The sequence below is a fragment of the Pseudoalteromonas sp. S3776 genome (assembly GCF_005886915.1).
Taxonomy (GTDB): Bacteria; Pseudomonadota; Gammaproteobacteria; order Enterobacterales; family Alteromonadaceae; genus Pseudoalteromonas.
On the sequence record NZ_PNCU01000047.1, the window covers coordinates 1 to 20990 of the forward strand.

General features: G+C 40.7%; 18 protein-coding genes. 13 read left to right on the top strand and 5 right to left on the bottom strand.

Annotation, left to right across the window (positions count from 1 at the left end; all coding sequences use genetic code 11):
• Positions 1-110: 110 nt before the first annotated feature.
• The 10 genes from CWC16_RS16525 (at position 111) to adk (ending at position 11195) form a co-directional block, all read left to right on the top strand.
• On the top strand, positions 111-968 hold the full coding sequence (locus CWC16_RS16525) for an HvfB family MNIO-type RiPP peptide maturase (protein WP_502705078.1): 858 nt from the start codon (positions 111-113) through the stop codon (positions 966-968).
• A gap of 10 nt (positions 969-978) precedes the next feature.
• The gene (locus CWC16_RS16530) at positions 979-1731 is read left to right on the top strand and encodes an HvfC family RiPP maturation protein (RefSeq protein WP_138542303.1); all 753 of its coding nucleotides are present in this window, start codon (positions 979-981) and stop codon (positions 1729-1731) included.
• Positions 1732-1802: 71 nt separating this feature from the next.
• Complete coding sequence (locus CWC16_RS20370) at positions 1803-1925, top strand: hypothetical protein (protein ID WP_004588125.1); 123 nt, start codon at positions 1803-1805, stop codon at positions 1923-1925.
• 172 nt (positions 1926-2097) lie between these two features.
• On the top strand, positions 2098-2643 hold the full coding sequence (gene apt, locus CWC16_RS16535; protein ID WP_138542304.1) for an adenine phosphoribosyltransferase: 546 nt from the start codon (positions 2098-2100) through the stop codon (positions 2641-2643).
• Between the two features lie 3 nt (positions 2644-2646).
• Entirely contained in the window at positions 2647-5109 is a 2463-nt protein-coding gene (dnaX, locus tag CWC16_RS16540) for a DNA polymerase III subunit gamma/tau (RefSeq protein WP_138542305.1), read from the top strand.
• A gap of 59 nt (positions 5110-5168) precedes the next feature.
• Positions 5169-5495: a YbaB/EbfC family nucleoid-associated protein gene (locus CWC16_RS16545; RefSeq protein ID WP_055015242.1), complete on the top strand. Its 327-nt coding sequence runs from the start codon at positions 5169-5171 to the stop codon at positions 5493-5495.
• A 5-nt stretch (positions 5496-5500) separates the two neighbouring features.
• Positions 5501-6109, top strand: coding sequence for a recombination mediator RecR (gene recR, locus CWC16_RS16550; RefSeq protein WP_055015241.1), 609 nt, complete (start codon positions 5501-5503; stop codon positions 6107-6109).
• Positions 6110-6404: 295 nt separating this feature from the next.
• Positions 6405-8309, top strand: a complete 1905-nt coding sequence (locus CWC16_RS16555; RefSeq protein WP_138542306.1) for an MFS transporter — start codon at positions 6405-6407, stop codon at positions 8307-8309.
• A 145-nt stretch (positions 8310-8454) separates the two neighbouring features.
• Positions 8455-10368 carry a molecular chaperone HtpG gene (htpG, locus tag CWC16_RS16560; protein ID WP_024033368.1) on the top strand — a complete coding sequence of 638 codons (1914 nt, stop codon included), beginning with the start codon at positions 8455-8457 and terminating at the stop codon, positions 10366-10368.
• 182 nt (positions 10369-10550) lie between these two features.
• Positions 10551-11195 carry an adenylate kinase gene (gene adk / locus CWC16_RS16565; protein ID WP_055015238.1) on the top strand — a complete coding sequence of 215 codons (645 nt, stop codon included), beginning with the start codon at positions 10551-10553 and terminating at the stop codon, positions 11193-11195.
• Between the two features lie 107 nt (positions 11196-11302).
• On the opposite strand, the gene tpx is transcribed toward adk, so the two are convergent.
• Positions 11303-11890: a thiol peroxidase gene (gene tpx / locus CWC16_RS16570; RefSeq protein ID WP_138542307.1), complete on the bottom strand. Its 588-nt coding sequence runs from the start codon at positions 11888-11890 to the stop codon at positions 11303-11305.
• 216 nt (positions 11891-12106) lie between these two features.
• Between tpx and CWC16_RS16575 the strand changes: the two genes are divergently transcribed.
• Positions 12107-13111 carry a response regulator gene (locus tag CWC16_RS16575; protein WP_055018510.1) on the top strand — a complete coding sequence of 335 codons (1005 nt, stop codon included), beginning with the start codon at positions 12107-12109 and terminating at the stop codon, positions 13109-13111.
• Positions 13112-13114: 3 nt separating this feature from the next.
• Entirely contained in the window at positions 13115-14086 is a 972-nt protein-coding gene (locus tag CWC16_RS16580; protein ID WP_138542308.1) for a sensor domain-containing diguanylate cyclase, read from the top strand.
• Between the two features lie 115 nt (positions 14087-14201).
• On the opposite strand, the gene CWC16_RS16585 is transcribed toward CWC16_RS16580, so the two are convergent.
• The 4 genes from CWC16_RS16585 to CWC16_RS16600 form a co-directional block, all read right to left on the bottom strand.
• On the bottom strand, positions 14202-15716 hold the full coding sequence (locus CWC16_RS16585) for a SpoVR family protein (protein WP_138542309.1): 1515 nt from the start codon (positions 15714-15716) through the stop codon (positions 14202-14204).
• 17 nt (positions 15717-15733) lie between these two features.
• The gene (locus tag CWC16_RS16590) at positions 15734-17017 is read right to left on the bottom strand and encodes a YeaH/YhbH family protein (RefSeq protein ID WP_138542310.1); all 1284 of its coding nucleotides are present in this window, start codon (positions 17015-17017) and stop codon (positions 15734-15736) included.
• Between the two features lie 26 nt (positions 17018-17043).
• Positions 17044-18966 carry a PrkA family serine protein kinase gene (locus CWC16_RS16595; protein WP_138542311.1) on the bottom strand — a complete coding sequence of 641 codons (1923 nt, stop codon included), beginning with the start codon at positions 18964-18966 and terminating at the stop codon, positions 17044-17046.
• Between the two features lie 209 nt (positions 18967-19175).
• A complete protein-coding gene (locus tag CWC16_RS16600) occupies positions 19176-19757 on the bottom strand; it encodes a Fe-Mn family superoxide dismutase (RefSeq protein ID WP_055015231.1) in 582 nt (193 codons plus the stop codon).
• A 266-nt stretch (positions 19758-20023) separates the two neighbouring features.
• Here CWC16_RS16600 and CWC16_RS16605 point away from each other — a divergent pair, with 266 nt between their 5' ends.
• A complete protein-coding gene (locus CWC16_RS16605; protein ID WP_016709200.1) occupies positions 20024-20362 on the top strand; it encodes a Grx4 family monothiol glutaredoxin in 339 nt (112 codons plus the stop codon).
• The last annotated feature ends 628 nt before the right edge of the window (positions 20363-20990 follow it).

Here is a 20990-nt window from a genome sequence, read left to right on the forward strand (position 1 = left end):
GGCGAAGGCAAATGTGGCGGCCAATAACAGGCTGATTTAAGTACCTGATTTACTCGGATATACGTTATGCTAAAAGGGCCAAAAGGCCCTTTTTGTTTAAGGAGATAATGATGAGAGCAACACAAAACTCAGCATTTGGAATGGTGGGCTTAGGTCTTCGTCGAGAGATGCTTGATGAACTACTAGCGCATACGCCAAAGCAAATTGATTTTATGGAAGTCGCGCCTGAAAACTGGCTTAAGCTCGGAGGGCGCTTTAAAAAACAATTTAAAACCTTAACTGACGCCAATAATTTTGTTTGCCATGGTTTATCGCTTTCTATCGGGTCGCCTGAACCTCTTGATATTGAATTTGTTAAATCGCTAAAAACGTTTTTTGATCAGCACAACATTAAACTATTCAGTGAGCACCTAAGCTACTGCTCTGGAAAAGGGCATATGTACGATTTAATGCCAATTCCTTTTACTGAAGAAGCTATTGCGCACGTTGTACCTCGCATCAAACAAGTGCAAGATGTTTTAGAGCGACAAATAGCCATTGAAAATGTCTCTTATTACGCGGCACCTGGCCAGCAGTTATCTGAGCTTGAATTTACTAATACGATTTTAGAGCAAGCTGATTGTAAACTACTGCTAGATGTGAACAATATTTATGTTAATTCAATTAATCATGGTTACAATGCTGAGACGTTTTTATTAGGGTTGCCTTCAAAACGCATTGCCTATGGCCACGTAGCTGGGCACTACAATGAAGCCGATGATTTAATTGTTGATACCCACGGCGCTGATGTTATTGACCCCGTATGGGACTTGCTTGATAAAGCGTACCAAGCGCATGGGGTGTTTCCTACCTTATTGGAGCGTGATTTTAATATCCCAAGTATAAATACACTTACAAAAGAGCTTGATATTATTCACGACTTACAAAATAAGCAGTTATGCGCATCGCCTACTCAGCAATTAGCATAAAGGAAGAAATATGAGCTTTATTGACAGTCAAAATGAGTTTATGGCGCACATACGAGAGCCTGAGCATAACCCAAAGCCTAAAGGTATTGAAGATAGACGCATGGCGATTTACCGCGACTTATTTTTTAATAATATTGCAGGGTTTATCTCATCTGGGTTTCCGGTGCTTAAAACGTTATACACACAACAGCAATGGCAAAAATTAGTAAGAGCATTTTTTAGTGAGCATGACTGCAAGTCACCTTATTTTTTAGACATAGCAGGAGAGTTTATTAATTACTTATCGAGCAGTTATACCCTGCAAGAATACGACTATGCATTTATGCTGGAGCTGGCACATTACGAGTGGATAGAGCTTGATGTTTCCGTGGCTAATGAAGATACTAGCGAGCAACGCTTAAAAAGTACTGAACTGACCAGTTCTGCACTTTACTTATCGAGTGTTGCGCGTAATTTAAGCTACCAGTATGCGGTTCAACATATCAGCACAGAGTATATACCCAGCACGCCATCTGAGCAGCCTAATTACTTTGTTGTATACCGCAATGATAACGATGACGTGCAGTTTTTAGCCACAAATGCAATGACCGCTTTACTACTTTCAATAATAGAATCAAAAGCGGGCATTGAATTTGAGAGTGTATGCCAGCAGGTTTTAGTTCATGCGCCTAATTTTAGTGAACAACAAATTGCGCAAGGCGCGTTAAGTACGCTTAATGCAATGTCCGAGCGGGGTATTATCGTGACAAAAAATCAACATTAAGGTCTTTATAGATTATTTTACTTCGTCTATCATGGCAGCCTTATTTGTCGTGCTTAAAAAAGGTTATACCAATGTCAGATGATAAAGACTTTAAAGATCCGTTTAACGCTACTTACTTTATTGCTTTTTTAGCAGTTTTTGTGGGTATTGGCTGTTTAAATGCGATTTTAGGCTGGATCACAAGCCTAACTTAAAGCTCCTAGTTCTATTAAGGCTGTTGTTTTTATCAGCCTTATGCTTCTTTTCTTCCTCCACCCGTATAATTTTCAAACCACCTCGGTATTAATAACAGCAAACTCGCATTTTAACGTCAGTTAAGGTTATAATCAGCTGCTTTGAAATATAAACTATTGAGCAATTAAACTTATGACTCAAGTAACACCCGCTATTATTAAAAACAGTATCGCAACCATTGCCGACTATCCTAAACTAGGCATTATGTTTCGTGATGTAACAACACTAATGGCAAATCCAGAAGCCTTTAAAGCAACAATCGATGCTTTTATAAACGAATATAAAAACCAAGGCTTTACAAAAATTATTGGAACAGAATCTCGCGGCTTTATTTTTGGTGCGCCGCTATCATACGCGTTAGGGATCCCTTTTATTCCTGTTCGTAAGCCAGGCAAGCTACCACGCGAAGTGATTCGCCAAGATTACCTACTTGAATACGGCGAAGACACATTAGAGCTTCATGTTGATGCTATTGTCCCAGGCGACAAAGTATTATTAGTGGATGATTTATTAGCTACCGGTGGCACAATTGAAGCCACAGCAAAGCTAGTTGCAAAATTAGGCGGCAAGGCCACTGATGCTGCGTTTGTTGTTTCATTACCAGAGCTTGGTGGTGAGCAGCGTATAGAAAAAATGGGTATTAAAATCTTAAAACTTGTTGAGTTTGAAGGCGAGTAATTGATGAGTTATCAGGTTCTAGCTAGAAAATGGCGTCCGCAAACCTTTCATGAATTGGTTGGCCAGTCTCATGTAAAGCAAGCGCTTGTTAATGCGCTTACACAAAATAGACTGCATCACGCTTATTTATTCACTGGAACCCGCGGTGTGGGTAAAACAACCATTGCACGCATTTTTGCTAAAAGCTTAAATTGTGATGAGGGTATATCGGCATCTCCTTGTGGACAATGTAGTAGTTGTACTGATATAGAAGCAGGGCGCTACATTGACTTACTTGAAATTGATGCCGCTTCTCGCACCAAAGTTGAAGATACTCGTGAAATTCTTGATAACGTTCAATATGCACCTACACGCGGACGTTATAAAGTTTACCTAATAGATGAAGTGCACATGCTCTCGAAGCATAGCTTTAACGCGTTATTAAAAACGTTAGAAGAGCCGCCAGAGCATGTGAAATTTTTACTGGCAACCACCGATCCGCAAAAGTTACCTGTTACCATTTTATCGCGCTGTTTACAGTTTAACTTAAATGCACTTTCGCAAAGCGAAATTAAAACTCAGCTTGAGCATGTACTTACTCAAGAGCAACTAAACTTTGATAAAGATGCGCTAAGTATTATTGCAAAAGCCGCCGATGGTAGTATGCGAGACGCCTTAAGCTTAACAGATCAAGCTATTGCGCAAACCAACGGCGACATAAACAACCAAGCCGTGCAAGCCATGCTTGGTTTAATGGACACACATTACAGCCAAAGTTTGCTGGCTGCTTTGTTAGCACAAGACGGTGGTGCACTAATGGATGAAATAGCCCAAGTAGCGAGCCGTAACCCTAACTATATTGCACTACTTGATGATTTAATTGCATTAACTCACCTTATTCAGTTAACTCAACTGGTCCCGCAGGCAGCGCAACTTGATGATAAAAACGCCGATTATATTAGCCATGTTGCACAGCACACTCAGGCTCAACAAGTACAGGTGTATTATCAGTTACTATTAAATGGTAAAAAAGACTTACAATGGGCACCAGAGCCTCGTTTAGGCTTTGAAATGATAATGCTACGTTTATTAGCATTTGAATCTGCAGGTACAACACCTGCTCAATCGCTTCCTGAGGCAAGCAACACACAAAGTGCAGCAACGCCTGCGCCTACCAATAGTAAAGGCCGTGCCGATGCGCTGCGTGATATATTAAATAAAAATAAAACGCCATCGCAAAACGAAACCCCAGCTGCGCAACCAATGGTTGAGCACAGCCAAAGCACTGCACAAAGTCATACAACTGATGAACCAGTAGCGCACCCGCCCACAGAGCAGCTAACTCGCTCGCCAAGTGAGCAACACAGCAACAGCGTAACACCTGCGGCTCAAAGCCCCCAAAACGATATGTCGAGCCCTGTGCAGCAAAATGAACACATTGCTAAGAATGACGAGGCCGCTGAGCGCAAAAGTGAAGACGATGCATATTTGCAACACAGTAATATGGAGCAAAGCTTAGCTGCACAATTTGATGATGTTATGAGCAGTGCTGTAGATCAAGGTTATAACCCGGCACCTGTAGCGCCACATACACAATCCGCCGCTGAAAACGCCGATACTAAAGATAGCAGTGTGCGTGAACAAGAAGCTCAAGCACAATCAGCTATTGCGCGAATTTTACGTGATAGAAATATATCGGGGGCAGGCAGGCTTTCAGGGGGAAGTGTAAATACCACTGAGCATGCGCAAACACCAAAAGCGCCTGATCAAGCAGCGCCATTCATTGAAGAAACACCACACAATACACGCTCGCAAGCGAGTGAGCCACAAAATGATTCACCGCCATGGCATGACCACGCGCAAGGTGACAGCGAAAAAAAGCCAGCGCTCCCAGTAACAGGGAGCCAAACGCCAGCTGAGCCAGTAACGCAAAGCCAGCCAGCGCGTAAGGTTGATTTTAAAGAAAAGCATCAAACAATTACTGAAAACTTAGCCCCTGAGCTGCTTGAGCAAATTAACCCACAAAAAAAGCCAGAGGTAATAGAGCAAGAGCCTGCTATACCGGTTCCAGATGATTTTCAAAGTCCAATTAGCGAGATTAAATTTGCGCATCAGCAAGATGAGTGGGCTTATTTAATTAAGCGTATGGGGCTTGGTGGGCGAATGCGTCAATTTGCATTACACTCGATTTTTACCAAGCAAGGCGACAGTTTACATATTGACGTGGATGAATCTCAAAAACACTTAGATACGCCCATGCTTAGGCAAAAGCTCGATGCAGCGTTATCAAGCATTTACGGACATAACGTATCGCTAAGTATTAACTTTGCAAAAGGGGTGATTGACTCGCCTTATTTAATTCAGCAAAAAATTGATGCAGGGCGGCATCAGCAAGCTATTGATGTGATCACATCAGATGAAAACATAGTACAATTTCAGCAGCTATTTAGCGCCGAAATTGACGAAAACAGTATTCAGGCATTGTAATTAAATACAATCGCCCTTATCTTCATGACAACTAGAGTTTAAAAGAAAGAGAGAAAATTATGTTTAAAGGTGGAATGGGTAACATGATGAAGCAAGCGCAGCAAATGCAAGAGCGCATGCAAAAAGCCCAAGACGAAATCGCAACAATGGAAGTTGTTGGCGAAGCCGGCGCAGGCCTTGTAAAAGTAACCATGCTTGGTAATCATAACGTGCGTCGTGTTGAGCTTGATGATAGCCTGATGGAAGATGACAAAGACATGATTGAAGATTTACTTGCAGCAGCATGTAATGATGCTGTTCGTCGCGTTGCTGACGAAACGCAAGAGCGTATGAGTAAAGTTACTGGCGGTATGCAATTACCACCAGGTATGAAAATGCCGTTCTAATAAATATGCAACTTTCAGATAGTTTAACACAGCTTATAGAAGCGCTACGTTGCCAACCGGGTATAGGCCCTAAGTCTGCTCAGCGCATTGCATTTCATTTACTGGAACGCGACCGTAAAGGCGGGACCCAACTTGGTAACGCATTAACCAAAGCCATGTCTGCGGTTGGGCATTGTCAGTCGTGTCGCACCTTTACTGAGCAAGCTCAGTGTGATATTTGCTTAAGCACAAAACGCCAAGACAGTGGCGTGCTCTGCGTTGTTGAGTCGCCTACCGATGTGTTGGCTATAGAGCAAACAGGCCAATATCTTGGTTTGTACTTTGTATTGATGGGGCATTTATCGCCGATTGACGGGATTGGCCCCAAAGAAATTGGCTTAGATATACTTGAACAAAAGCTCTCGCATGGTGCAATTAACGAAGTGATTTTAGCTACCAACCCCACCGTTGAGGGCGAAACCACTGCACATTATATTGCCCAACTTTGCCATAAATATAAAGTTGGCGCTTCGCGTATAGCGCATGGTATCCCTGTGGGTGGCGAACTCGACTTAGTGGATGGCACAACGTTAATGCACGCATTTAGCGGCCGACGAGCGGTTGTGCAGGACTAGCGAGCGGCTGTGCAGGACTAGCATCACTATCTGAAATTGTTTTAAAAGCCTACATAGTAAAATATGTAGGCTTTTTTGTGTTTGCTCTTTTAATACCGTATAACGTGTGTGAGCTTAGCAATAATCATATTTATTAATAAATGAGTTAAACTTGGCGCTGTTATGTTATAAATTATTGACTAACAACAACTAAATAGCGTGATTGTTGCAAGGCACTTGCGCCCTAAAGGGCCACTCAAGTGGGCGAGTTGATATAAGCAAACATCAGGAATTTATCTGATTAGTAAGGAGTACTATGCAAAATAATAAACACGGCAATAAAGACGGTTTGCTCAGCAGTAAGCGTTTTTTACCGCTATTTGTAACGCAGTTTTTATCGGCTATGAATGATAATGTGTATAAGCAATCTGTGCTTATATTATTGGTGTTTCAAGCTGCAACCCTAGGCGATGGTGCGCTATATTCAAACCTTGCAGCGGGCTTATTTATATTACCGTTCTTTTTGTTTTCTGGGATGGCGGGGCAACTGGCCGAAAAAACAGAAAAATCAAAGCTCATACGGCTTGTTAAATTTTGCGAAATACCAATTATGGTTATTGGCGCGGCCTCTATTTTTACGCAATATGTGTGGCTAATGCTTACAACCGTGTTTTTTATGGGGCTGCAAAGTACCTTTTTTGGCCCACTCAAGTATTCTATTTTACCGCAGCACGTTGCACCCAACGAACTAACAAAAGCCAATGGCTTAGTTGAGTCTGCCACGTTTGTAGCCATTTTATTGGGCACTATTTTTGGCACCTATTTTATTACCCAAACAACAGGCCCAACGGTAATCAGCATCGCGGTATTAGTATTAGCTGTACTTGGCTTTTTAAGTAGCCGGTTTATTCCTATTAGTGAAGCGAATGATGCAAACTTGCGCTTTACCTATAATATTTTTACTTCCACTAAAGATGTATTTAAAGCGCTTAATGCTCAAACAGAATCGGTTGGTAAATCGGTGTTGGGTATAAGTTGGTTTTGGCTAATAGGCGCGGTTATTTTAACGGCATTACCTAATTACGTTAAGCATGTAATGGGTGGCGATGAGCTCGTTGTAACCAGTGCGCTGGTGGTTTTTTCGCTAAGCATTGCTGTGGGGTCTTTGTTGTGTGAAAAGCTCTCACGCTCACGTATTGAGCTGGGAATTGTACCTTTTGGCGCTATTTTAATAACGTTATTTTTGTATTTGTTAAGCCAAGAGCCGGCTATTAGTGAATATATCGTGCCCTCTGAAAATTTATTAACACTAAAGCAAGTGCTCAATACGGGCGATATGATATGGCATTTTTTTTGGATGGCAGGTATTGGTATTGCATCTGGCTTTTATACTGTGCCGCTGTATGCGCTTATTCAGCAGCGTACCGAGGAGGCAAGTCGTTCGCGGGTGATTGCTGCTAATAATGTGCTTAATGCGCTCTTTATGGTTGGCAGTGCCATATTAAGTATTGTAACGCTCTCTGTTTTACAGTGGCATATTTCGTCGTTACTGTTACTTTTGGCGGGGCTAAATTTACTTATTTCTATTTATATTTACACTAAGGTGCCGGAGTTCTTCTTGCGCTTTGTGATCTATATTCTAGCCATATGTATGTATCGTGTGCGTACAAAAGGGCATGAAAATATTCCAAGCGAAGGCGCAGCCGTTATTGTGGCTAACCATGTTAGCTTTGTAGATTGGATGTTTATTTTAGCGACTTCGCCTAGGCCTATACGCTTTATGGTGTTTGCGCCCATTTATCATTCAAAAGCATTGCATTGGTTATTTAAAATGGCAAAAGCTATTCCAATTGATAGCGAAAAAGCCAACCCAAAGGCGTTTACCAAAGCATTTGATGAGGTTGCCGCAGCGCTTGAACGCGGTGAGTTAGTTGGTATTTTTCCTGAAGGCAAACTAACAAGCAATGGAGAAATGGACATGTTTAGACGTGGCATTGAGCGCATTATAGCGCGCACACCAGTGCCTGTTGTGCCCGTTCACTTAGGTGGTTTATGGGGCAGCATGTTTAGCCGTAAAGCAAAATGGCAACTACCGCGTCTTAAATGGTCGTTAGTCTCGGTGAGTGTAGGAGAGCCGATTGACGCAGAGCAGGTAAGCGCTAATTATTTACACGAACGAGTTAGTGCTTTAAAAGCCCAGTACGCTCAAAACACACCGTAATTTAACCCCAGCAGCCACATTTATATGTGGCTTTTCATTTATATAAGTGCAAATGCTGCTTTTTTAAATTTTTCCCTTGAAGTTACTCCACCTCACCCCATATTAAGTGCATAACGCAGACACTTTGCTAATTGGAGATACATAAATGACTGCAGCACAAAAAGAAACATTAGGCTTTCAAACAGAAGTAAAACAACTATTAAACTTAATGATTCATTCGTTATATTCGAATAAAGAAATATTTTTACGTGAGCTTGTATCAAATGCATCAGACGCTGCCGATAAGCTACGCTTTTTAGCGCTTTCTAATGGTGACCTTTACCAAGGTGATGCCGATTTACGTGTACGTATTAGCGCAGATAAAGAAGCGAACACAATTACCATTTCTGATAATGGTATTGGTATGACGCGTGAAGAAGTGATTAGCTCTTTAGGCACTATTGCTAAGTCGGGTACTGCTGAGTTTTTCAAAAACTTAACCGGTGACCAAAGCAAAGACTCTCAATTAATTGGTCAATTTGGTGTTGGTTTTTATTCAGCCTTTATTGTGGCTGATGAAGTGACAGTACGCACGCGTAAAGCAGGTGAAACACAAGCGTACGAGTGGCAGTCACAAGGTGAAGGTGAGTACACGTTACAAGAGATTGAAAAAGAAGGTCGTGGTACGGATATTATTTTACACCTGCGTGAAGAAGAAAAAGAATACGCGGATGAATACCGACTGCGTAGCATCGTTACTAAATACTCAGATCACATCTCTACACCTGTACAAATGTATAAAGCAGAAGTGCCTGAGTCTGAAGGCGAAGATGGCGAAAAAATCCCAGCCGTTCCAGGTGAGTGGGAAAGCATTAACCGTGCAACCGCTTTATGGACACGTGATAAGTCAGAGGTTTCTGATGAAGAATACAAAGAGTTTTACAAGCATGTAAGCCATGATTGGGAAGAGCCGCTAAACTGGGCGCACAATAAAGTAGAAGGTAAAACTGAGTACACAAGCTTATTGTACATCCCTAAAAAAGCGCCGTTCGATTTATGGAACCGTGAGCGCCAAAGTGGCTTAAAACTGTATGTTCAACGTGTTTTCATTATGGATGACGCTGAGCAGTTTATGCCAAGTTACCTGCGCTTTGTAAAAGGCTTACTTGATTCAAATGATTTACCGCTAAATGTATCGCGCGAAATTTTACAAGATAACAAAGTAACGCAAGCTATACGCAAAGGGTGTACGTCTCGTATTTTAAAAATGCTAGAGCGCATGGCTAAAAACAAAGCCGAAGACTATCAAACATTTTGGAACGAGTTTGGCCAAGTAATCAAAGAAGGCCCAGCAGAAGATACAGCAAATAAAGAAGCCATTGCTAAATTATTACGCTTCTCATCTACGCATACCGACTCAGAAACACAAGATGTATCGCTTGAGCAATACATTGAGCGCATGAACGATGAGCAAGATAAAATTTACTACGTGGTTGCTGATTCGTTTACTGCGGCTAAAAACTCTCCGCACTTAGAAATCTTCCGCAAAAAAGGCATCGAAGTATTATTACTAAGTGACCGTGTTGATGAGTGGATGATGAGCCACTTAACTGAATTTAACGAAAAATCGTTCCAGTCAATCACCCGTGGCGACCTTGATTTAGGTAAACTTGACGACGAAGAAACGAAGAAAGCGCAAGAAGAGTCTGAAAAAGAAGTAGAAGGCTTAATTGAACGCATTAAAACAGCGCTAGGTGAAGAAGTTAAGGAAGTACGCTTTACGCATCGCTTAACAGATTCTCCTGCCTGTGTTGTGAGCGATGAGAACGACATGAGCTCGCAAATGCAAAAGCTTATGGAGTCAGTAGGCCAACCTGTACCAGAGGCCAAGCCAGTGTTTGAGCTTAACCCTGAGCACCAGTTAGTTAAGCACTTAAACGATGAGCAAGACGAAGATAAGTTTGCACAGTGGTCTCATGTATTACTAGACCAAGCTTTACTTGCTGAACGTGGCACATTAAAAGACCCTACCGGTTTTGTAACACGCTTAAACAAATTAATGCTTGATTTGAATAAGTAAGGCTAACAGGCTCTTTTAAATGCTAAAATAGCTCAAAAGATAACCATAATTATAAAGGAAGCGTATGCTTCCTTTTTTTATGCGATCTAAAGTAGGCAATTAGTATAAGTTGCTTGAGTATCTGCAGCGCTTGTGGAAGAATTCAGGCTTTAAAATAACTATCCATACTAGGGGACAATGATATGCGCATTATTCTTTTGGGCGCGCCAGGTGCTGGTAAAGGTACGCAAGCTCAGTTTTTAATGGACAAATACGGTATTCCACAAATTTCTACCGGTGACATGCTTCGTGCAGCCATTAAAGAAGGTACACCACTTGGTTTAGAAGCTAAAAAAGTAATGGATGCAGGTCAGTTAATTTCTGACGATATCATCATTGGTTTAGTTAAAGAGCGTATTGCTAAACCAGATTGTGAACAAGGCTTTTTACTTGATGGCTTCCCACGTACCATTCCACAAGCAGATGCAATGAAAGAAAATGGCGTTGTGGTTGATCACGTTATTGAGTTTGACGTTGCTGATGAAGTAATTGTTGAGCGTATGGGTGGCCGCCGTGTGCATCCTGGTTCTGGCCGTGTTTATCACGTTGTTTACAACCCACCAAAAGTGGAAGGTAAAGATGATGAAACAGGCGAAGAACTAATTATCCGTGCAGATGACACGGAAGAAACAGTTCGCAAACGTTTAGGTATTTACCATGAGCAAACTATGCCATTGGTTGATTATTACCAAGCTGAAGCAAAAGCGGGCAACACGCAGTACCATAAACTTGATGGTACGCAAGCTGTTGAAACAGTAAGCCAGCAATTAGCAGAGCTTTTAGGTTAATATAATCTAAACACAGCTTAGGTATTAAAAAACCGCCCTCAGGCGGTTTTTTTGTATTTATTAGCTTTTAACAATTTAAAATTAAACCATTTGGTAAAACTTAGTATCTACAACGCTTTTAACTTTTCTATTACTGGGTCGTAGTTTGGCTCGGTTGATAAATTAGACACGAGTTGTTTGTATATCACTGTGTGGCTCTTATCTAAAATAAATACGGCGCGGGTAAGCAGCCCCATATCTTTTATAATTAAGCCATATTTTTGGCCAAAGTCTCGCCATACAGAGTCAGAAAGGGCAGTGACTTTGTCAATATTCTGGGCATTACAAAAGCGTTTTTGAGCAAAAGGTAAATCGGCGCTAATTGTCAGCATCGCAACAGCAGGGAATTGCGATGCCACTTTTTCGTTGAAATGCTTTGTTTGTAAGCTACAAATACCTGTATCTAAACTTGGTACCACGCTAATCAATACTGCTTGCCCTTTATAATCATCAAGATTTACAGGAGCAAAACCACCATCAACTACTTTAAAATTTGGCGCATTATCACCTACACTCACACCTTTACCTAGCAAGGTGACAGGTTTACCCTGAGCAGAGACCTTACCTGCATCAAGCGTGTTTTCGGGGTACTGTGATGCGTGCCCAACTGAGCTTAAAGCAAGCGTGCTTAGTGCAAAAATAAGAGAGCGTACCATAGGTTATTTCCTTTTAAATTAACGCAATAGGTTTGAGTGTATTATACTGAATATCACTAACCAAGCGATTAAATATCACTGTAAAAGTAATAATAAGTTCTGTGATATATAAATTGTAAACTCGAAGAACTTTTATTAACATGTAGTTACAAAATGTATCTTTAATAAAGTCATAAGGCCTATTGACAACATTGGGTTAAATAATAGAGAGATAGTATGTCAACATCCGTATTAATATGTGACGACTCAAAATTAGCGAGGCGCCAGCTAGCTCGCTCTTTACCAGATGACTGGGATATTAAAGTAGAGTTTGCTCAAGATGGTGTTGATTGCATCAAAAAACTAAAAATAATCGAGCCCGAAATACTTTTTCTTGATTTAAACATGCCTGAAATGGACGGGTACGAAGTCCTTATGGCCATGAAAGAGCAAGGTCTTAATATCCTAACCGTGGTGGTATCTGGCGATATTCAGCCAAATGCGCACCAACGTGTTTTAGAGTTAGGGGCTATTGATTTTATCCAAAAGCCTTGCTCTGCTGAAAAGCTCGCAGATATTATTGAGCACCACGGTATTAAAGATAAAGCCATGCGCGAACGACTCGCCCACTCTTTGGGTGAGCAAGTAGACCCAGATGTGCGCGATATATACCAAGAGCTTACAAATGTTGCTATGGGTCAAGCGGGGGATTTACTTGCACGGCTTTTAAATGTGTTTGTAGAGCTGCCGATTCCGAATGTGAATGTGCTTGAAGTTAATGAGCTAGACATGGCGTTGCAGTCTATTGATAACAACGCAGCTACCTCGGGCGTTTGCCAGGGCTTTATTGGCGGTGGCGTATCTGGCGAGGCGTTGCTATTACTAAATGACTCAAGCTTTAAAGAAATTGCGTCATTAATGAATTACGATGGTGAGCTTAACGACAAGGTTGAACTTGAGCTGCTTATGGATATTAGTAATATTCTAATAGGCTCAATTTTAACGGGGCTCTCTAAACAGCTTGACATGTCTTTTAGTCAAGGCCACCCCATTGTACTTGGCCAGCATCGCGATGTATCAGAGTTGGTTAAATCGAATAAATCTCGTTGGCAAAGAACTTTAGCAATAGAGATAAGCTACGGCATCGAAAACCACGATATTAACTGTGACCTTATGCTGTTATTTACCGAAGATTCACTGAAGACTTTGAAATACAAAGTTGCTTACCTATTAGAAGACTAAGTTATGGCCGCTGATTTAGAAATGAATGAAATCCATTGGTTAATGGATATGTTTAACACAGTTGATGTGGGCCTAGTTGTACTGGATAGAGACTATAAAGTGTGCGTATGGAATGGCTTTATGGAAAACCATTCGGGGCTATTGCCCAGCGCTGTAAAGGACAAAGATTTATTTGATTTATTCCCCTCAATTGACGAAAAATGGTTTAGAAGTAAGTCAGAGTCTGTATTTGTACTTAAAAACCGCTCGTTTACTATTTGGGAGCAGCAACCTTACATTTTTCGTTTTAAAAATTATCGGCCAATTACTGGTAAAGCGGATTACATGTACCAAAACGCGACTTTTATTCCACTTACCAACACATTGGGCGAAGTAAGCCATATTTGTATTATTATTTACGATGTTACCGATGTGGCAGTAAATAAAAAAGAATTGGAAGATTTAAACAAGCGTTTAGAACAAGTCAGCCAAACTGATAGCCTAACGCAACTGTATAATCGCGGGCATTGGGAAAGCACGCTGCACCAAGAGTTTTTGCGCGTTAAGCGCAGTGGTGGTAGCAGCACACTGTTAATGTTTGATATCGACCATTTTAAAAAAATTAATGATGAGCATGGTCATAGCTGTGGTGATGAGGCGCTTCGCCACCTTTCAGATTTGCTTCGAACGACGCTTCGCGAAACCGACATAGCAGGACGATATGGTGGGGAGGAGTTTGTTGTTACTTTACTTGATACCGACAAACAAGGCGCAGCAACATTCGCCGAGCGCTTAAGAGCACTGATAGAGGCCAACCCTTTTATTTATAAGCATACAAAAATAGAGATGACAGTGAGTGTTGGCTTTGCAGGCAATAGCCCAGAGTTTGCAAAGCATGAACGTTGGATTGAAGCTGCTGATAAAGCGTTGTATTACTCAAAAGAGCATGGTCGTAACAGAGTAACTGATTTTGAGGATATAAAAAATGACGCATAAGCGTCATTTTTATTATGTGCTATTAAAATAATGCTACGTGAGTAATACTTAGCTCTGCGAGCTTACGCTGTTTTTATGCCCACAAATGCTAATGACTTTTGCTTTTCCACCTTACTTACTCTGAAATATGGCGTGTGTCATCAGCTGGGCATTGGCCAAGCGTAGAGACATCGCCGCTACTTGTCTCTTGCTGTAGTTGCACCTTAAACCCCCATAACCTGTAAAGGTGTTTTAGCACCTCTTTGTGGGAGTCCGCGAGGGGGATATTATTGTGAGGAACATAGCGCAATGTTAAAGAGCGATCGCCCCTAATATCAACATTATACACTTGAATGTTAGGTTCGTGATTACTCAAATTATACTGCGCTGAAAGCGCTTCGCGTACAGCCCGATAGCCGCTATCGTCATGAATTGCGCCTATTTCAAGATGTGGGTTACGGCTATGATCGACAATAGTAAATAACTTAAAATCACGTATTAGCTTTGGTGATAAAAATTGGCTTATGAAGCTTTCATCTTTAAAATTTTCCATCGCAAAATGCAGAGTGTCAAGCCAATCAGTCCCTGCATACTCAGGAAACCAGCGTCTGTCCTCATCTGTTGGGTTTTCGCAAATACGGCGAATATCTACCATCATATTAAAGCCTAGGGCATAGGGGTTTATACCTGAATAGTAATTGCTGTTATAAGGTGGCTGATAAACTACGTTGGTATGACTTTGCAAAAACTCCATCATGAATGAGTCGGTTAATTTACCCTCTTCATATAAGTGATTTAAAATAGTGTAATGCCAAAAGGTTGCCCACCCTTCGTTCATCACTTGGGTTTGTTTTTGTGGATAAAAATATTGCGATATTTTTCGAACAATACGTATTACTTCTCGCTGCCAAGACTCTAATAGTGGCGCATTTTTCTCGATGAAATATAAGATATTTTCTTGCGGCTCTTGGGGAAAGTGTCTTTCTTGCTTTTTAGCTTCCTGTTGTTGCTTAGGGATAGTACGCCATAGCTCGTTTACTTGTGATTGCATGTAATCTTCACGCTCTTTTTGACGCTTTTGCTCTTCAAAAAGGGATATTTGCTGCGGGCGTTTGTATCTATCTACACCATAATTCATCAATGCGTGACACGAATCAATCAAGTTTTCTACTTGAGTAATGCCATATTTTTCCTCACAACGGCTAATGTAATTTTTAGCAAACACTAAGTAATCTATGATGGAATCGGCGTCAGTCCATGTTTTAAATAAGTAGTTCCCTTTAAAAAATGAATTATGGCCATAACAGGCATGCGCCATAACCAAAGCCTGCATGGGAAGTGTGTTTTCTTCCATTAAATAAGCAATACAGGGATTTGAATTAATAACAATTTCGTAAGCCAGCCCCATTTGGCCACGTTTATAATTTTGTTCTGTTTGGATAAATTTTTTACCATATGACCAATGGCTGTATCCTATTGGCATGCCAACGCTTGAATACGCATCCATCATTTGTTCTGCTGTAATGACTTCGATTTGATTAGGGTAAGTGTCTAATCGGTAATGGGTGGCAACGCGGGCTATTTCAGTTTGGTATTGCTCAAGCAGTTCAAAGGTCCAGTCTGGACCATCACTAATTCGTTCATTACTCATCGTAAACCTCGCTTAGGCTAAGCAGCGCCTTGTTGTTGACGATTTTTTTTAAAGAGCTCCCTAAACATAGGGTAAATATCTTCAACACGTTGTATATGTTGTATAGCAAAGTTGCTATGAGTGTGGGTTATGTTTTGGTATTCGCGCCATAAGCTTTGATGCGCACGCGTGGTAATTTCTATATAAGCAAAGTAACGAACGGCGCTAAGTAGCTTATTGCGTAATATTTCTGCGCAGTGGGGGGTATCGTCTGCCCAGTTATCGCCATCGGATGCTTGCGCCGCGTATATGTTCCACTGCTCTGAATCATAACGCTCTTTTATTATATCGTTCATTAATTTAAGAGCACTGGAGACAATAGTGCCTCCCGTTTCCTGAGAATAAAAGAACTCTTGTTCGTCGACCTCTTTAGCTTGTGTATGATGGCGTATATACACTACCTCAATGTCTTTATAACTACGGGTCAAAAATTGATACAGCAAAATATAAAAACGCTTTGCCATGTCTTTTGTGGCCTGATCCATCGAGCCTGATACATCCATAATACAAAACATAACGGCTTTGCTAGTGGGGTGGGGGCGTTTTTCATAATTACGAAAACGTAAGTCGTAGTTATCGATAAAAGGTACGGATTTTATTTGCTGTTTGAGTTGCTCAATTTCCTCTTGCAATAATGCTACGATAGCTTGGTCGCTGGCCGCTTGCTCAAGTTCCATCGCAAGTTGGCCTTCAAGCTCTGCTAAGCGCCTTTTTTTACCCGCACTCATGGCGACTCTCCTGGCGAGTGAGCCCTGCAATGAGCGTACTATATCAATATTACTGGGCATACCATCGCTACAAAAACCAGCCCGATGAGTTTTCATTTGTACAAGCTTATCTAGCTGGTTTTCTTGTAAGTTGGGCAGCGCTAAGTCTTCAAAGAGCAAATCAAGGTATTCATCTTTAGAAATAGAAAACACAAAGTCATCTTGGCCTTCGCCTGAATCGCTCGCATCGCCATCGCCTGCACCACCACCTTGGCCGCCTCTGGGGCGCTCAATTTTGTCACCTGTAGAGAATTGATCGTTGCCAGGGTGAATTTGTTCTCTGTCACCCCCTTTACCTTGGTGAAAAATGGGCTCGCTAATATCTCGTTGCGGGATAGATATACTCTCCCCTGAACTTGAATCGGTAACGCTGCGTTTATTAACTGCATCAGACACTGCTTCTTTTATTTGCTTTTTATAGCGCCTAATAAAGCGCTGACGATTAAGCGTGCTTTTGTTTTTACCATTTAAGCGTCTATCTATAAAATGCGCCATACTGTTCCCCCTAAACTACATGAAGGTTACTGCGATTTTCTAACCCGTAAATACCACTCAGAAAGTAAACGCACTTGTTTTTGCGTGTAGCCTTTTTCAACCATGCGGTTAACAAAGTCCTCGTGCTTTTGCTGATCCTCTGCTGAGGTTTTAGTATTAAAGGAGATAACAGGGAGAAGATCCTCAGTGTTTGAGAACATTTTTTTCTCAATAACCGTGCGCAGTTTTTCGTAGCTTGTCCATAGTGGGTTTTTACCATTATTGTGAGCGCGTGCACGTAATACAAAGTTAACTATTTCGTTCCTAAAATCTTTAGGATTAGAAATGCCGGCGGGTTTTTCTATTTTTTCAAGTTCTGCATTTAACGATGCGCGGTCAAATAGTTGTCCTGTATCTGGGTCTCTATATTCTTGATCTTGTATCCAAAAATCAGCATAAATTACATAGCGGTCAAAAATATTTTGCCCATACTCAGAGTACGACTCTAAATAAGCGGTTTGGAGTTCTTTGCCAATAAACTCAACATATTGTGGAATTAAATAGCCTTTTAAAAAGCTTAAATAACGCTCTTCCACTTCAGCGCTAAATTGTTCACGCTCTATTTGTTGTTCCAATACATAGAATAAATGCACTGGATTGGCGGCCACTTCAGTGGTATCAAAATTAAATACGCGTGACAAAATTTTAAAAGCAAAACGGGTCGAAAGGCCAGTCATACCTTCGTCAACCCCTGCGTAATCACGGTACTCTTGATAAGATTTCGCTTTAGGGTCAGTATCTTTTAGGGTTTCTCCATCGTATACTCGCATTTTTGAATAAATGCTTGAGTTCTCAGGCTCTTTTAAACGAGAAAGCGTAGTAAATTGTGCCAGTGTTTTTAACGTACCTGGTGCACAGGGGGCGCTTGCCAGTTCACTGTGCTGAATGAGTTTGTCGTATATTTTAATTTCCTCGGTAACACGCAAGCAGTAAGGAACTTTTACAATATACACCCTATCTAAAAACGCTTCGTTGTTTTTATTATTTTTAAACGTTTGCCATTCTGACTCATTTGAGTGAGCTAAAATCATGCCGTTAAAGGGCAGGGCGCTAATGCCCTCTGTACCGTTGTAATTACCCTCTTGCGTTGCGGTAAGGAGTGGATGCAGCACCTTAATAGGTGCTTTAAACATTTCTACAAACTCCATTAAGCCTTGGTTTGCTAAACATAATGAGCCTGAATAAGCGTAAGCGTCTGGATCGTTTTGAGCAAAGTGCTCAAGCTGACGAATATCTACTTTGCCTACCAATGCTGAAATATCTTGATTGTTTTCATCACCAGGCTCGGTTTTGGCTATACCAATTTGATTTAAAATAGAAGGGTAGCGCTTTAAAACTCTGAATTGGCTGATGTCACCATTAAATTCTTTTAGTCGTTTTGCAGCCCATGGCGACATAATGGTTTTTAAATAACGGGGCTTAATACCGTATTCTTTTTCAAGCACATTTGCATCTTCTACGGGGTCAAACAAACAAAGCGGGTGGTCGTTTACCGGCGAGCCTTTAATTGAGTAGATAGGTACCTGTTGCATTAAGTATTTTAGTTTTTCAGCGATTGAAGATTTACCTCCCCCTACTGGGCCGAGTAAATAAAGGACTTGTTTGCATTCTTCTAGTCCTTGAGCCGCATGTTTTAAATAAGAGACAATTTGCTCTATGGCATCTTCCATGCCGTAAAAGTCTTCAAATGCAGGGTAGCGTGCAACAACTCGATTAGAAAACAAGCGGCTTAAACGTGCGTCGGTTGCAGTATCAACCATTTGTGGTTCACCTATTGCCATAAGTAAGCGCTCGGGTGCGCTGGCATAAGCTGATTTATCATTTTTACAAATTTCTAAAAATTCGCTGATGCTGTATTCTTCTTCTTGTGCTGCTTCGTATCGTGCTTGGTAGTGCTCAAAAATAGTCATAATAACCTCCGAAACCCACTTTAAAAAGGTGCTTACTTTTTAAAGTCTAGTCTCAGTTTGAAATTTTTGTGCAATAAAATTAAAAATTTAAGTGAAAAAAGATCATGTGGCTAATTTATCAATTTAGCACGTATAAAGGCGGCTTAAATTTTTTAAAGGCATAAAAAAAGACGCCGAAGCGCCTTTTTAAATCAGCCTATAGTGGCTAATTAAGCGAAGTTAGCGTTCGCGAATTCCCAGTTAACAAGCGCCCAAAAACCTTTAAGGTAATCTGGACGCACATTACGATAATCAATGTAGTATGCGTGTTCCCATAAATCCACAGTTAGGATTGGTGTAACACCTTCGTCTGTAAGCGGCGTTGCTGCGTTAGATGTGTTTACGATATCTAATGAACCGTCAGCTAGTTTTACTAGCCATGTCCAGCTAGAGCCAAAGTTGTTAACAGCTTTGTCGTTTAGTGCATCTTTAAACGCGTCAAATGAGCCCCATTTCGCGTTGATAGCGTCAGCAATTGCACCTGTTGGTTCACCGCCGCCATTTGGAGATAGGCAGTTCCAGTAAAAAGTGTGGTTCCAAATTTGTGCAGCATTGTTAAATACGCCACCTTCAGATGAGCAAACAATCTCTTCTAAAGATTTGTTCTCAAATTCAGTACCTGGAATTAAACCGTTTAATTTAACAACATACGTGTTGTGATGCTTACCGTGGTGATACTCAAGAGTTTCTTTTGAAATGTGAGGCTCAAGTGCATCAATTGCATATGGTAGTGACGGTAGTTCAAATGCCATTTTTTATCTCCATCTTCTTTTGGTTGATAACTCGCTTGGTAGTACGTAATGCCTGATAGAACAGACCACTTACCTATACCAAACGAGAATATAGTGTTACTATAATTGTTGAGTATTTTACTCAAGTTTAAGCAAACAGCAATGCTATTGCTAAAGACTATTTCAATTGCGGCTTTATTTGCCCATTTTAAGTTATATATTTGTGGCCACAATGATTTATTTTCAAGCCCCGGATATATCAAGCTATCGTCATTTTGAGGTTGTAGATGGAAACCATTGATAAAATTAAACAGCAGATTTCTGAAAACCCAATTATCCTTTACATGAAAGGGTCACCTAAATTACCAAATTGTGGTTTTTCTTCACAAGCGTCACAAGCTCTAATGTCATGTGGCGAACCATTTGCCTATGTTGATATTTTACTTAATCCAGATATTCGTGCTGAGCTACCAGCATACGCTAATTGGCCTACCTTCCCACAGCTTTGGGTTGAGGGCGAATTGATAGGTGGTTGCGACATTATTATTGAAATGTTTCAGCGTGGTGAATTACAGCCATTGATCACTGAAACTGCAGCTAAATATAAAGAAGCTGACGCAGAGTAATAGTTACTTTGCTAAATTACTAAAGCCACGTTGAACGTGGCTTTTTTGTATGGAATTTAGCTTCTACTTATACCTGCCTTTTATTAATAATTGACGATATACCTTGCTGTAACAACTCATCACTTAACTAAAGTGCGTGCGATTCCTCAAGCAACCTTATAACGAGCCTTAATAACCCACCTTGTAGTTATATATTTTTAAATTCAGGTCTAGTTAGATAAAAATTCACTAAATGTGCAGTAAAACTGACACAAGTTTTAATAACTATACTCATGAACGCTTAAAAATCGTGATCCTAATCCTTAAATTCCCTAAAACCATAGTAAACTATCTAAATGTTAACTGAATTAGCTTAACTTTAGTGAATATTTATTCATTGTGATTCAGCTTTACGTTTACGTAAAGGGTCGGTTGTTAAGCCCTTTATTTTTACAAAATGTTAAAATTGACACCAGTGTCATAAAAAAATAACGGTTAAATAAGCACTAATTGTTAAAAGTTATGAGTTAAAAAGAAATCTTGCCTTGAAGTGAGAAATATTCAAGAATGTGAATATGTATTCAAAATAATATTGACTCTATTTACTATAGAGGCTAGTTTTGTGCGTCTGTTAGCAAATCGTCGAGCA

What these genes read in the sequence shown, in the direction of transcription:
- CWC16_RS16525 (WP_502705078.1), top strand. Translation starts at nt 111, where the DNA reads ATGAGAGCAACACAAAACTCAGCATTTGGAATGGTGGGCTTAGGTCTT.
- CWC16_RS16530 (WP_138542303.1), top strand. Translation starts at nt 979, where the DNA reads ATGAGCTTTATTGACAGTCAAAATGAGTTTATGGCGCACATACGAGAG.
- CWC16_RS20370 (WP_004588125.1), top strand. Translation starts at nt 1,803, where the DNA reads ATGTCAGATGATAAAGACTTTAAAGATCCGTTTAACGCTACTTACTTT.
- apt (WP_138542304.1), top strand. Translation starts at nt 2,098, where the DNA reads ATGACTCAAGTAACACCCGCTATTATTAAAAACAGTATCGCAACCATT.
- dnaX (WP_138542305.1), top strand. Translation starts at nt 2,647, where the DNA reads ATGAGTTATCAGGTTCTAGCTAGAAAATGGCGTCCGCAAACCTTTCAT.
- CWC16_RS16545 (WP_055015242.1), top strand. Translation starts at nt 5,169, where the DNA reads ATGTTTAAAGGTGGAATGGGTAACATGATGAAGCAAGCGCAGCAAATG.
- recR (WP_055015241.1), top strand. Translation starts at nt 5,501, where the DNA reads ATGCAACTTTCAGATAGTTTAACACAGCTTATAGAAGCGCTACGTTGC.
- CWC16_RS16555 (WP_138542306.1), top strand. Translation starts at nt 6,405, where the DNA reads ATGCAAAATAATAAACACGGCAATAAAGACGGTTTGCTCAGCAGTAAG.
- htpG (WP_024033368.1), top strand. Translation starts at nt 8,455, where the DNA reads ATGACTGCAGCACAAAAAGAAACATTAGGCTTTCAAACAGAAGTAAAA.
- adk (WP_055015238.1), top strand. Translation starts at nt 10,551, where the DNA reads ATGCGCATTATTCTTTTGGGCGCGCCAGGTGCTGGTAAAGGTACGCAA.
- tpx (WP_138542307.1), bottom strand. Translation starts at nt 11,890, where the DNA reads ATGGTACGCTCTCTTATTTTTGCACTAAGCACGCTTGCTTTAAGCTCA.
- CWC16_RS16575 (WP_055018510.1), top strand. Translation starts at nt 12,107, where the DNA reads ATGTCAACATCCGTATTAATATGTGACGACTCAAAATTAGCGAGGCGC.
- CWC16_RS16580 (WP_138542308.1), top strand. Translation starts at nt 13,115, where the DNA reads ATGGCCGCTGATTTAGAAATGAATGAAATCCATTGGTTAATGGATATG.
- CWC16_RS16585 (WP_138542309.1), bottom strand. Translation starts at nt 15,716, where the DNA reads ATGAGTAATGAACGAATTAGTGATGGTCCAGACTGGACCTTTGAACTG.
- CWC16_RS16590 (WP_138542310.1), bottom strand. Translation starts at nt 17,017, where the DNA reads ATGGCGCATTTTATAGATAGACGCTTAAATGGTAAAAACAAAAGCACG.
- CWC16_RS16595 (WP_138542311.1), bottom strand. Translation starts at nt 18,966, where the DNA reads ATGACTATTTTTGAGCACTACCAAGCACGATACGAAGCAGCACAAGAA.
- CWC16_RS16600 (WP_055015231.1), bottom strand. Translation starts at nt 19,757, where the DNA reads ATGGCATTTGAACTACCGTCACTACCATATGCAATTGATGCACTTGAG.
- CWC16_RS16605 (WP_016709200.1), top strand. Translation starts at nt 20,024, where the DNA reads ATGGAAACCATTGATAAAATTAAACAGCAGATTTCTGAAAACCCAATT.